Origin of the sequence: Bartonella sp. AP88XZML (assembly GCF_042195565.1) — a bacterium.
GTDB lineage: Bacteria > Pseudomonadota > Alphaproteobacteria > Rhizobiales > Rhizobiaceae > Bartonella.
Map to the genome: position 1 here is coordinate 37448 of NZ_JBHIOQ010000040.1, position 13840 is coordinate 51287.

Genomic DNA, 13840 nt, shown 5'->3' on the forward strand with positions numbered 1-13840 from the left:
ATTGCAATAAATTGCTTGTGTGTGGGTTTTTGTGTACAATGTTATCTAATATGTTAGTTATTTGAAAATAATAAGATTTCTATCATAGAGGTGGTTTTTATTTCACTCTTATATTTCAAAAAATAGATAACAAACTACACTTGAGATATTTAAGCGACTTTTTCCTATGTAAATTGAGTGCGGGGTGTTTTATTATCACTTTTCGCTATAATTTTCTCCTTCTGGATATCTATTACATCACTGCTTCTTATGTACAAATTTCATGATGAATTTCTTTTTTGTCATTAAATATTCTACATCTTTCGATCATCCTAGGTCTGATTACAAAACAAAAATAACTATCGCAATATGCGATTGTGTGTAAAATATAATATCAAATTCATAATCCTCTTTCCCTTCAGTTATGTAACGAAACAATATAATTCCATAACTTTTTATATCTCTTGATTCTGTTTCTCTAAAGGATGACGAATTTCAACCACTGCACTATAGATTCTTTTTTCTTGATAAATTTCTTCTATTCATCACTTATGTAATTACCCTCATCAGTGTATCGAATAAGCCTTTCTATTTCATTCAACTTTCTTCTATACTGAGTTAGAGAAAAAAAATTGACAATAAACAGAGAAAACACTGTGTTTTAATATGGATGAATGTGCCTTTTATTACCATTTTTGATGGAAATGTTTTTAAAATTTAAATAACGAGTTAAAGTTTCTCAACACTTTCTCATATTGAATCAATGAAGATTATTTTCTTGTACATCATAAGCGGGATTCGTACGCAAATAGAATAAAAGCTATTTAAGAAAAAACAAAAAGGCTTCTTATGAATACCATAAATAATAGGAATAGCATAACATTGAAAGCTGGTAAATAGAACGATGAAGCCAGCTTATCTACCATACGGATAAGCATTATCATGGCATAAGATTAGAGTGTAGCAAATTTTATAAATGAATTATCACGAAAAAGTATCCTGTTAAAATTAGCCTTCATATATCAATCTACTCTATAAATGTTGCTCATATTTTTACGCTTAAATGTTTTATTTATCGTATTATTTTGTTCATTCAAAACTTCTTTTCAAGCCACACAATAATCCCTTTACTGAACAGCTCTTTGTTCATAATATGCATACATGCACTTTTACTTTGAGAAACAAACTCAGAAAAGAGATGCAATACTTTAGCCCTAATTTCCTGTACAAAAACTGCTAAGGCTCCAGTATACTTTACTGTTTTATCACGCCTACAGCTACATAAAAATCTCATGTTTATTTATATCTACTCCCTCATAAACAAGATAAGCACTAAGAAATACAAACCTTTTGTTTTCCTTATTTTGATATTTTTGTAGCAATTTTTTCATCGTTTAGATCTCTTTAACGAGCAATGTGTCATACTTTTTATCAGTTTCCAGTCTTATCTTTCAGATTTTAAATTTCCAATATATGACGAAATAAAGGAGTTCGGTGTGCAAAATTCTCGTTGGTTTCGCATTTCAATACTCATATCATGTATCTTAATAGCAATAGTCATTGTATTGGGTTCACCTCATTTGTTGCATGCACAAACATTTAATCAAAATTTAGGGCCCAGTGGTTTACCACTTCCGCGATTTGCTTCGATTAAACCCACCAGCGTTAATGTACGCGTCGGACCAGGAAGCAACTATTCTATCATTTTCACCTACAAAAAGAAGGGCTTACCTATTGAAATCATTCAAGAATATGATCAATGGCGCAAAATTCGTGATGCAGAAGGCGATGAGGGATGGGTGTATCAATCGCTTTTATCGGGAAAGCGAACTGCTATAACTATTCCATGGCAAAAAGATAAAACAAAAAGGCTGATGCTACGAAAAAAACCCACCGACAACGCAGAACTTGTGGCGGAAGTAGAACCTAACGTCATTGGTAATATCCTCCAATGTGATGGACAATGGTGCGAACTAAACATTAATAATACACGTGGATGGCTTCAGCAACCCCAGTTATGGGGAATCTATCCTGATGAAAAAGTAAAAGGTTGGTGAATACTCAAACTCAACAAGTTTAATTTTTATTCCTCATTGAATATCCTCACTGCCTATCACAAGATTGATTTTTTGGTTTCAATCGCACGATTAAATCAACATGTGAAATTTCCATACCTTCTGGTGGCTTAGGCAAATTTCTAATAATGGGAGCTTCTTCCAAATTATAAGGAATATCAAGAATACGATTTTCGCCTTCTATATAAAAATGGTAGTGATCAGAGGTATTGGTATCAAACCAAGTTTTTGAGCCTTCTACGGCAATAATCCGTAATAATCCCGCTTCCGTAAATTGATGAAGCGTATTATAAACCGTTGCTAAAGATACAGGTACACCTGCCCTCACCGCTTCCTCATAGAGCTCTTCAGCAGTAATATGACGATTTCCTTGAGAAAAAATCATATGTGCAAGTTCCAACCGCTGACGTGTTGGACGCAGACCATTTTGACGCAAACGTTTTTCTAACATAGAAATGGAATAATATTGCACAATTTTTCCACACTCTTTTGTGAACTGCTGCTCTTCATTCATATCTAAATTGTCTGCACTCACTGACATATTACAAACCCAAATATATTCCTGCTAAATAAGATCAAAATACAAAAAAATGGGAATAGTATGGTGTAATCTTGTATTCCATTTTTAAATAATTACCTATGTAGAATACATAAAAAAAGGCTTTTGTCATTAAAAATGATATAAAATCATTTCCCTCTCTTTAAAATTTGCTCTAAAAGTAGGTTGGGAAAAGCGCAGAAATAGAAATAAAGATATATGCAAATAAATGGAGTAACAATGGCTGAACAAAAGTCTCGCTACACTTATGAAGAGCTTCTAAGCTGCGCTCGCGGCGAAATGTTTGGTAGAGGTAATGCGCAATTGCCAGCACCGCCAATGTTAATGATTCATCGAATCACTCAAATTAGTGAAACTGATGGTAAATACGATAAAGGAATGGTTCGCGCCGAATTTGACATTACACCAGACATGTGGTTCTTTAATTGTCACTTTATAGGCGATCCCGTCATGCCAGGATGTCTCGGACTGGATGGTATGTGGCAATTAACAGGTTTTTTTCTTGGTTGGCTAGGCGAACCAGGCAAAGGAAGAGCAATATCAACAGGTGAAGTAAAGTTATCAGGGATGGTAACTCCACAAACCAAAATTCTTGAATATGAAATAGATTTTAAGCGTATTCGACGTGGAAATTTAGTCTTAGGAATAGCTGATGGGTGGCTAAAAGCAGATGGAGAGACTATTTATAAGGCGAACGATTTACGCGTTGCTTTATTCAAAGAAGATTGAACGTTATTTCCGTCAGAAAGAACTTTTCACTATTCTGTATGGAACGAGGAGGTATGAATGCGTCGAGTTGTTGTAACCGGAATGGGAATTGTCTCCGCAATTGGAAATAACCCTGGAGCTGTTTCAACCAGTTTACGTGAAGCAAAATCCGGAATTTCTTACGCACCTCAATATGCTGAATTAGGCTTTCGTAGCAGAGTTTATGGCAAGCCCGATATTAATATAGAAGAACTCGTAGATCGACGTGCTCTACGTTTTCATGGGCGTGGAACAGCATGGAATCACATCGCCATGGATCAAGCAATTGCTGATGCGGGTCTAGAACCGCATGAAGTGTCGAACGAACACACGGGTATTATTATGGGTTCTGGAGGTGCTTCAACACATTCAATCGTAGAAGCTGCTGACATTACACGCCAAAAAGGTCCAAAACGTGTTGGACCTTTTGTTGTCCCTAAAGCGATGAGTTCTACAGCATCTGCAACATTAGCAACTTTCTTTAAAATAAAGGGGATCAATTATTCAATCTCTTCAGCTTGTGCTACCTCCAATCATTGTATTGGTAATGCTTACGAAATGATTCAATATGGTAAACAGAAGCGCATCTTTGCCGGTGGCTGCGAAGATTTGGATTGGACACTATCTGTTTTATTCGATGCCATGGGCGCTATGTCCAGCAGATATAATGACACCCCTCACAAAGCTTCACGTGCTTATGATGTTAATCGTGATGGTTTTGTCATTGCTGGAGGGGCTGGCGTTTTAGTCCTTGAAGATTTAGAACTTGCTAAAGCACGTGGTGCAAAAATCTACGGAGAAATCGTTGGATACGGTGCGACATCCGATGGACATGATATGGTTGCCCCATCAGGAGAGGGAGCAGAACGATGCATGCGCATGGCTCTTGCAACAGTCAATAATAAAATTGATTATATCAATCCCCATGCGACAGCAACTCCTGTTGGTGATCCTCCTGAGATAGAAGCTATCCGTCGTATCTTTGGAGCAGGTGATCAATGCCCCCCCATTTCCGCTACCAAGTCTCTAACAGGACATTCCTTGGGAGCAGCAGGTGTTCACGAAGCAATTTATACATTGTTAATGATGAATCATAATTTTATTTGTGAAAGTGCCCACATTGAAGAACTTGATCCAGCTTTTGCTGATATGCCAATCGTTCGTGAACGACGTGATCATCAACAACTGAATACCGTATTGTCGAATACTTTTGGCTTTGGCGGTACCAATGCAACGCTTGTTTTCCAACGTTATGTATAAACAAAAGCTCTTAGTAATTGAAAAAAGTACGGTCTTACGGAGAATAATATGAAAGGTTTGATGGAGGGCAAACGCGGCCTTATTATGGGAATTGCGAATGACCATTCAATTGCTTGGGGCATTGCCTGTCAGCTCGCACAAGCAGGAGCGGAATTAGCGTTGACTTATCAAGGAAATGCTTTTGGAAAACGTGTTCATCCCCTAGCAGATAAACTTGGCTGCAAATTAGTGCTAGAGTGTGACGTTGAAAAAAGTGAAAATATTGATTACGTCTTTGAGCAACTTGAAAAAGAATGGAAAACAATTGATTTTATTGTCCATGCCATTGGTTTTTCAGATAAAACTCAGCTAAAAGGGCGTTACGTTGATGTTACAACACGTGAAAACTTTCAACGCACGATGGTTATTTCAGCTTATTCCTTTACTGAAATTGCTCAGCGCGCCGGTAAGCTTATGCCCAATGGAGGAACACTTTTAACTCTTACCTATGGTGCTTCACAGCAAGTTGTGCCTAATTATAACATCATGGGTGTTGCTAAAGCAGCTTTAGAAGCTATGGTACGTTATTTAGCTGCGGACTTTGGTCCTCAAAATATCCGTGTCAATGCGATTTCCGCTGGTCCTGTTAGAACTTTAGCAGGTAATGGTATTGCAGCTGCACGTGCAATATTTTCACATCAACGGCGTAATGCCCCATTACGGCGTACCGTAAATATTCATGAAATTGGAAAATCTGCTCTTTATCTACTCTCTGACTTATCATCAGGTGTTACAGGTGAAATTCATTATGTTGATTCAGGATATAACATCATGTCTATGCCAATACTTGAAGAACTGAAAAAAAGTGACGATTCCCAAGAAGGATAAATTTTATTTCATTGCACTAAAAAATAAAATCAATCATGTGCATAGTGCTTTAATCGGGTATTGAGTACTTTCTCAGCTATATAATAGTGTATTGACTTATAATAATATGACGTAAGGAATATGTGCAAATATTTGTAAGAATAAGTCAATACAAAACCAGATGTACGATGCCCTGTTTCGCAAAATATTTTATAAAAATCCGGAATATTTCTTCAATCCATGGTTGATAAATTTTGTATTTTATGACGTTATTTACCTTACTAAAGCATACGCTTTTGTCGTTGCTTATAAATCAATCCCCAGCCCTCATGCCACCGTAGTTTGAAAAAGAGATTAGAGAATTATTAAAATCCTTAGTTTCAGCTTTTGTGTAGCAAATTGAAAAAAATATTCCTACCGTTTGATTTATTCTTGAAACGCAAATACAATCTAATTTAGGATGAATATGAAGGCGTAAAGAAATCAATCATTAATCTTACTATATTCTTTAATGAAAGCATTTCTTCTAATGTATCAGGTAAAATAGAACGCCCAAAAATACTATAGCTGTTGCTCTTTCATGCATTTTTTTAAAGATATCGCTCAATGCACGCCATTCCATTTCACAATGGTACCTGTAAAACGTATAAAAATCCCTGTGAAGTACATAAAATCCTTTTTTCACCACCATTTTAATGTTTATACAGATGACAAACCGACACCGTCATTTTACTTGCCATGTTCTAATATTGAAACAACACTTGAGATGATTCATTAGAAGTATCTTTAATAATTTTTATCCACATATTAATCTACTTGTGACAAGTAAACGCATATTTTTAATTAATTCAATACAAAAATAAATTATTCATATAAACCAATTTATTATCTTTATAATCAGATTATTCTTTCAGTTTAAATGACAGCCACAAACAAGCACAATAACATTTTTTTCAATCTTAGACTTTCAAAGTTATAATTCCAAAAATCATTTCTTGCATATAAAAAACAGAATTGATATGTGAGAAAATAAAAGGCTTAAATATCTCTACTGAACAGCTTCAAGTACCTAGAGCTGTCTCAACATTGGGGGGTGTAATGATGATCGGCTTCCTCCTTCATAAACGTAAAAATGGGGATGTGCACAATGGCTTTATCGTTACACTATTTACGGTCACCGTCGCGAATTAGACTTGGGAGTTTTAAGAGAGATCTCTTTAAAACAAGCGCGTGAATATATAACAGCAATCGTGTTTTTTTGGGCGTTCTATTTTACCTGACACATCAGGGAAATGCTTTCATTAAAAAATGAGAAAAATAAAGGTGTGAGATAATCTCCATTATTTAAAAGATATTGCTTTAGATAGCGTAAAACTGAATTTAAAAATGATTGTAGAAATGGGAACTAGTTTTCATCTTTAAAATTTCATCTTCTTCCCAAAACAGATTGTCTTCTTGTTTTAAAGAATTACAAAAACAGAGATACACAATATCCCTGCCCCGATATTCTTAGCTTATACGTTATATAAATAAGATGCTTCTACCTAATGAGTCTTGTATTATTCTGTTTGCAAATATCATTGTGAGATGAATTTAAGAGACAATAAAAATATCTTGTTCATTACATTACACAAACATGTGTAAGTGGAAACGGATAATTTATCTTCAAAGAGATAGCTCTTAGACAAAAGCAAAAACTTTTATATTTCAGCCATGTTTCATAAAGAATCGAATGATATGAATCTATAATTTGCTGGAATATGACTGCCTTATACAACCATCAATACAATCTATTTTATATGTCTATCATAGCATGTTTCTATTTTTTATGATTTGAATTATTAAAAAACAGGATATTATTGTATTTCGTCCTTGAGGGCGCGGCTTAATAATGTGTTTGCTGCTTCAGTTATGTTTTTACCACAATAGAGAATTTGATAAATTTGTTCTACAATGGGCATTTCTACCCCAATACGCTGCGCCAACGTATGTACTTCCTTGGTATTCAAGTATCCTTCCACAACCTGACCAATTTGTTTTTCCGCTTCTTTTATATCTATTCCTTTACCAAGAAGTATTCCAAAACGACGATTACGTGACTGATTATCAGTACATGTCAAAACCAGATCACCTAAGCCTGTCATTCCCATAAATGTGGAAAGCTCAGCACCCATAGCCCCCCCTAAACGACTGATTTCAGCTAGTCCTCGTGTGATAAGAGCTATTCGTGCATTTGCCCCAAAACCTATGCCATCTGATATTCCTGCACCAATAGCAATAACATTTTTGACTGCTCCCCCTAATTGAACACCAATCATATCTGAACTTTTATAAACTCTAAAACTTTTGTCACAATGAAAAAGTTGCTGCAATTCTTTACCAAACTCAACATCAGAAGCTGCTATCGTCATTGCAGTAGGCCAACCAATAGCTAGTTCTTGAGCAAAAGTTGGTCCAGAAAAAACAGCTAAAGGAATTTTTTCACCTAAAATCTCACGAGCAACCTCTTGTAAGAAACGTCCGGTACCATGTTCTAAACCTTTTGTCGCCCAAATAACGCGTGAATGCTGATCTAAATAAGGCTGAATATTATACAAAACTTGATGAAATACATGGCTTGGAACAGCGATTAATATATTGTGACTTGCTATTATAGCAGTTTCAAGCGAAGCTTCAAGTAATAAATTGTCAGGAAATCGAATATCGGGTAAATATACTTGATTACAACGTTGTTCCTGTAATTCTTTGATATGTTGAGGACTATATCCCCAAAGTAAAACATTATGACCATTACGGGCAAGAGCTATCGCTAATGCAGTACCAAAAGAACCAGCACCTATAACTGTCATTGCAACGGTTTTCATTAAATTTTCTGATTATTCTCTAAATTTTTGATTTCAATTACATATTATTATTACAAATAATTTTAATGCTATCTTTAATATAAATTCTTTAAATCTAAAAATATTACTGCTTCGTAGCTTTTTTATCTCACACAATATAAAAACTTGTTTCGCACATTCTCTTTCTTTGTAGTAAATTTTACAAACATAACTTTTTGTATATTCTACAAATAGCTATTTGTCTCAAAAATTAAAGATTGACTAAATACCCCACGGATTTTCTCTTTTAAATTAAAAGTATATTCAAAATAATGATACTCATTCCACTGATATCTTGTACTTATCTCCTGCTTTATATCCTACGAATTTCTTCTACGAAGCTGATACATGCCGCATCAGAGCTCCGTAGATATTTCTAACAACTACTCCACAGGAAACTGCGTATTTGGATCTTGCTCCATGGGCATTTCTGAACCAGGTGCTTGATCTACAGGAATTTGCGTACCTAGACCCTGCCCCATGGGCATTTCTGAACCAGGTGCCTGATCTACAGGAGTTTGCGTACCTAGACCCTGCCCCATGGGCATTTCTGAACCAGGTGCTTGATCTACAGGAGTTTGCGTATCTAGACCCTGCCCCATGGGCATTTCTGAACCAGGTGCTTGATCTACAGGAGTTTGCGTACCTAGACCCTGCCCCATAGGCATTTCTGAACTAGGTGCCTGTTCTACAAGAGTTTGCGTACTTGCACCTTGCTCCATCGAAACCTCTGAGCCCTGTATCTTTTCTGGCTGTTTTCTTACGGATATATCTTTGGTTGATAACTGCTCAGACACTGAAGAATCATCTCTACTTGATATTTCCGGTTCAATAACACGTCCTGAACCACCCATCATATTATAATTCAAATGAGAAATAGCCCACCAAGTTCCCCCAATAATAACAAAAACGCAAATAGCAGCAAACCACAACGCGCTTAAATTCCACTTGGCGTCTGGACCAGAATTCAAGTGCAAAAAGAAAACAATTTGTACTATAATCTGAATAATCGCCATCCCAATAAGATACGCAACCTTTGTACTAACTGCCCAACTTTCCATCATTCCATACATCACAGGAATAAAAGAACCCAAAGTGAAAAATACAGCCAGAATAAAACCAACCAAATAGGAACCAGTACTGGGACCATGTGTTTCATTTTGCACGCTCATCACAACGCTCCTAATAGATAAACCATGGTGAAAACACCAATCCATACAATATCAAGTAAATGCCAAAAAATGGAAAGGCATGCTAAACGTGTCTTATTGTTCTGATCCAAGCCATTACGACGAAGATGAAAAAACATCACAACCATCCAAAGAAGGCCAACACTTACGTGAAGTCCATGGGTGCCAACCAAAGCAAAAAATGCTGACCAATAAGCAGAGAGAATTTCCCGTCCAAAAAGCTGTAAACCTGTTGCAGGATCAATACCCGCATAAGCATTTGGATCGAAATAAAAAACCTCACTCAAAAGTTCATGAAATTCGTAAAGTTCCATACCAATGAAGCAACACCCCAATACAAAGGTAATAGCCATCCATAAACGCACACCACTGATGTTATTTTTATGTGCTTGTACCATTGCAAAGCCATAAGTGACGGATGAAAACAACAAGAAAGCAGTCTCAACCAAAACAAACTTTAAATCTATAAACTCACTGCCCGCTTTACCACCACCATAAGAAGCAGAAAATACAGCAAAACTTGAAAACAGTGTCGAAAACAGGATTAAGTCTGAAAGAATATAGACCCAAAAACCAAACGTCATTACCGAGCTACTATCGTGGTGAAGTTCATCTATAGTGCTCGCGTTATTCATTGTTACAGCACTCATACTATTACTCCTCGTTCTTTAAGAACAGCCGTAAAGGCATCTTCAGTTTTTTGCACTTCTTCAGCTGGAATATAGTAACCATGATGATCACCTGTTAATGAATGACACACAAGCGTTGCGATAAAACCAACCAGTCCAACCGCAACAAGCCACCAAATATGCCAAACAAGCGCAAAACCAACAACTAATGAGAAGAAGCCAGCAATAATTCCAGCCGATGTATTCGAAGGCATATGAATTTTTGTAAATCCACTTGTCGGCCGTTGATAACCACTTTTCTTTATATTCCAATAAGCATCATCAGACTGTATCTTTGGAAGGAGGGCAAAATTATAGGAAGGAGGCGGTGAAGAGGTAAACCATTCAAGTGTACGTGCATCACCCCAAGAATCATTTAATGTTACCGGTAAGTGCCCTTTATGCTTAATACCGTACCAAATCGCCAAAACAACCTGTAGCACGAAACAAAGGATACCAAGTAAGATAATACAAGCACCCAATGCAGCAATAATAAACATCGGCTGCCAACTAGGTTCCATGTAATGCTGAAGACGACGCGTCGCCCCCATTAAACCAAGCGCATAAACGGGAAAAAAGGCAAGGTAAAAACCAATAAACCAACACCAAAAAGATGTAATACCTAGTATGCGATTTGGTTTATAACCAAAAACTTTTGGAAACCAAAATGCAATCCCCGCTAAGTACGCAAAAACCACACCTCCAATAATTGTATGATGGAAATGTGCTATCAAAAAGAGCGAATTATGAAACTGCCAATCAGCAGGAACAATAGATAATAAAACACCTGTTAATCCACCACCAACAAATGTAAAGATCATACCCATGCACCAAAGCATAGGAGGCTCAAAGCGAATCCGACCTCTATACATCGTAAGCAGCCAATTAAAAACTTTTACACCGGTTGGAACTGCAATAATCATCGTAGCAATACTAAAAAAGGTATTTACAGCTTCACCCCCACCCATTGTGAAGAAATGATGTCCCCAAACAAGAAGCGAAAGAATCAAAATAACCAACATGGCCCATATCATTGAAGTATAACCAAAGAGGCGTTTTGAAGAAAAAGTTGATACAACTTCAGAAACAATTCCAAAAGCAGGAACAACCAAAACATAAACCTCAGGATGACCAAAAACCCAAACATAGTTAATCCATACCATCGGATTTCCGCCACCAACATTGGTAAAGAAATTCATGTTCAAATAACGATCACATGCCAAGAGTGCAAATGCTACAGCCAAAACAGGATAAATGACTACAATAAGAACATTGCTGACAAAAGCACTCCAACAAAAAATAGGCATTCTCATCATTGTCATTCCAGGAGCACGCATTTTAATCATCGTTGCAATGAAATTCACTGATCCCATTGTTGTTGCAATACCAGAAAGCTGAAGTGACCATAAATAATAATCTACCCCTGTATCTGGACTCGTTTGCAATTCTGTAAAAGGTGGATACATCAACCAACCACCACGACCAAAATTCCCAACACCTAGGGATATGTTAATCAATATCGCCCCTGCAGCCGTAATCCAAAAACCTAGATTATTTGCAAAGGGAAAAGCAACATCACGCGCACCAATTTGAAGTGGTATAAGATAATTAAAAAGACCAAATAAAATAGGCGTGGCCATGAAAAAAATCATGATCGTACCATGCGCCGAAAAAATTTGATCAAAATGCTCAGGGGGCAAATAACCTGCTGTTTCACTCCCAAGAGCTAAAGCTTGATGCGTTCGCATCATAAGTGCGTCCGCAAAACCGCGAACAAGCATAATAATTCCAAGAACGATGTACATAATACCTATGCGTTTATGGTCAACCGTTGTAATCCAATTTCGCCATAGAATCCCCCACCACCCAAGTACTGTTAGAGCAATAACAGCAATTAAACCAACCAAAACAATCGCAATACATGTATACAAAACGATCGGTTCATGTGCAAGCGCATGAAAAGCACCTGCCGTAGGATCTGTAAGTCTTCCAAACATTTCTCAACCCATTTCAAATGAAATTCAAGTTTAAAAGAAACCTTTGTTAAAAGGGCTCTTTACTTTATTGACTCTGTTAAATAACATCAGGATCAAATACTGAACATAGTGCACCCCATAGCGTCTGAACAGCAGCACGTTTCATTAAATCTTCATTACATACCGTCTTTTCATCGACACATCGATTAACAACACGATAGTAAAGCCGCTTCTCAACAGGTGCAAAATAACGAACTTCAGCATCTTTTTCCTTCGCAGCAATATCACCCATACGAGGCGCAATAGAAAGTTGACGATAAGATGAACGATCAAGTACTCGACCATTAGCCCGAGCTTTTACAATCCAATCCTCAAAATCCTGCAAAGACACAGAATGCCACTTAAACCGCATACCCGAAAAACCATCACCACTATAATTTGCTGAGGCTCCTTTGAATACTCCTTGCTCTTCAGCGACCAAATGCAACTTAGCATTCATCTGCGGCATAGCGTAAAGAACAGTACCCAATTTGGGAACCCAAAAAGCATTGACAGAATTCTCTGACGTCAATTGCAATAAAACTTGACGTCCTTCAGGCGCATAAATCTCATTAATCGATGCAACACCGTATTCAGGATAAATAAAAAGCCATTTCCAATCAAGAGCAACAGCATCAATCTGTAATGGCTTTCCTTCACCTACAACTTCCACTGGAAGAGGATTTGTAGGTTCAAGCTTATAGGTATAATAAGCTGTTAATGAACCTAAAACCATTACAATTACAACTGGAATACCCCACATCAATGCTTCAATTTTATTTGAATGTGCCCAATCAGGAGAATAGTCCGCTTTCATATTCGATGCACGATATTTTATAGCTAAAAATACCACACTCACCATAACTGGGATAACAATACAAAGCATCACCACCACACAAACAACGATCAAAATGAGCTGTTGACGTGCAACATAACCTGATGGCTGCATAACATCAATTTTACAACCAGACAAAAGCAGTGCTCCCCCTAAAATCACAAGCATTTCTAATTGTCTAACAAAGCTTTTCATCTCTATTTACCCCCGTCATACGCACTAAAAACTGTCATAAATATATACCTCACATTGTACAGATTTGAAAATAATTATCAAGAGAATTAAATGCCTATATTACTCTTATTAAACGCTTACTCTTTACCTATCACAATTTAATTGTTTTGCTTAATTGTTTTGCAATATACTCAAGTGCAAACCGATATCCATCACCTCCACACCCAGTTATGATAGCGTCTACACCTGCAGATGTATAAGAATGGTGACGAAAAGCTTCACGCTGATAAATATGAGATAAATGAACTTCTACTTTCGGCCCTGAAAACATTTTTAGGGCATCAAGAAGTGCAACAGATGTATGACTGTAAGCCGCTGGGTTAATGATCAATCCAGAACTTGCCTCTATTGCTTCTTGTATCCATGCTACTAATTGCCCTTCACAATTACTTTGATAAAAATTTATTATGATATCATTTTTTTTTGCCCATTCTCTGCATCTTTTTTCAATATCTTCTAGAGTTTCAGTTCCATAAATTTCTGGCTCACGTTGACCTAGAAAATTTAAATTAGGACCATTTAAAATCGTTATTATCTCTGACATAGCAAG

11 protein-coding genes are annotated in these 13840 nt (G+C 36.7%); 4 read left to right on the plus strand and 7 right to left on the minus strand.

Features of this window, described 5'->3' with window-relative positions; genetic code table 11:
- Positions 1–1475 precede the first annotated feature (1475 nt).
- Positions 1476–2036 carry an SH3 domain-containing protein gene (locus ACFIK2_RS04400; protein WP_375634026.1) on the plus strand — a complete coding sequence of 187 codons (561 nt, stop codon included), beginning with the start codon at positions 1476–1478 and terminating at the stop codon, positions 2034–2036.
- Between the two features lie 46 nt (positions 2037–2082).
- On the opposite strand, the gene irrA is transcribed toward ACFIK2_RS04400, so the two are convergent.
- Positions 2083–2595 (minus strand): iron response transcriptional regulator IrrA, encoded by a 513-nt coding sequence (irrA, locus tag ACFIK2_RS04405; protein WP_375610040.1) that lies wholly within the window; start codon positions 2593–2595, stop codon positions 2083–2085.
- Positions 2596–2832: 237 nt separating this feature from the next.
- Here irrA and fabA point away from each other — a divergent pair, with 237 nt between their 5' ends.
- From fabA to fabI, 3 genes are read left to right on the plus strand one after another with little or no spacing between them, the layout of a single operon-like run.
- A complete protein-coding gene (gene fabA, locus ACFIK2_RS04410; protein ID WP_273722474.1) occupies positions 2833–3342 on the plus strand; it encodes a 3-hydroxyacyl-[acyl-carrier-protein] dehydratase FabA in 510 nt (169 codons plus the stop codon).
- 57 nt (positions 3343–3399) lie between these two features.
- Positions 3400–4620 carry a beta-ketoacyl-ACP synthase I gene (gene fabB / locus ACFIK2_RS04415; RefSeq protein ID WP_375634024.1) on the plus strand — a complete coding sequence of 407 codons (1221 nt, stop codon included), beginning with the start codon at positions 3400–3402 and terminating at the stop codon, positions 4618–4620.
- 48 nt (positions 4621–4668) lie between these two features.
- The gene (gene fabI / locus ACFIK2_RS04420; protein WP_375634021.1) at positions 4669–5487 is read left to right on the plus strand and encodes an enoyl-ACP reductase FabI; all 819 of its coding nucleotides are present in this window, start codon (positions 4669–4671) and stop codon (positions 5485–5487) included.
- Positions 5488–7322: 1835 nt separating this feature from the next.
- Here fabI and gpsA read toward each other — a convergent pair.
- From gpsA to aroQ, 6 genes are all read right to left on the minus strand, one after another.
- Entirely contained in the window at positions 7323–8330 is a 1008-nt protein-coding gene (gene gpsA / locus ACFIK2_RS04425) for an NAD(P)H-dependent glycerol-3-phosphate dehydrogenase (RefSeq protein ID WP_375634019.1), read from the minus strand.
- Between the two features lie 401 nt (positions 8331–8731).
- Positions 8732–9520 (minus strand): cytochrome o ubiquinol oxidase subunit IV, encoded by a 789-nt coding sequence (gene cyoD, locus ACFIK2_RS04430; protein ID WP_375676928.1) that lies wholly within the window; start codon positions 9518–9520, stop codon positions 8732–8734.
- Positions 9520–10188 carry a cytochrome (ubi)quinol oxidase subunit III gene (locus tag ACFIK2_RS04435; protein WP_375617543.1) on the minus strand — a complete coding sequence of 223 codons (669 nt, stop codon included), beginning with the start codon at positions 10186–10188 and terminating at the stop codon, positions 9520–9522. The genes cyoD and ACFIK2_RS04435 overlap by 1 nt, the downstream gene beginning before the upstream one ends.
- Positions 10185–12203: a cytochrome o ubiquinol oxidase subunit I gene (gene cyoB, locus ACFIK2_RS04440; protein WP_375676929.1), complete on the minus strand. Its 2019-nt coding sequence runs from the start codon at positions 12201–12203 to the stop codon at positions 10185–10187. Before cyoB ends, ACFIK2_RS04435 begins: the two co-directional genes overlap by 4 nt.
- Before the next feature lie 76 nt (positions 12204–12279).
- Positions 12280–13251, minus strand: a complete 972-nt coding sequence (cyoA, locus tag ACFIK2_RS04445) for a ubiquinol oxidase subunit II (protein ID WP_375634015.1) — start codon at positions 13249–13251, stop codon at positions 12280–12282.
- Positions 13252–13381: 130 nt separating this feature from the next.
- Positions 13382–13834: a type II 3-dehydroquinate dehydratase gene (gene aroQ / locus ACFIK2_RS04450; RefSeq protein ID WP_375632160.1), complete on the minus strand. Its 453-nt coding sequence runs from the start codon at positions 13832–13834 to the stop codon at positions 13382–13384.
- Positions 13835–13840: the final 6 nt, after the last annotated feature.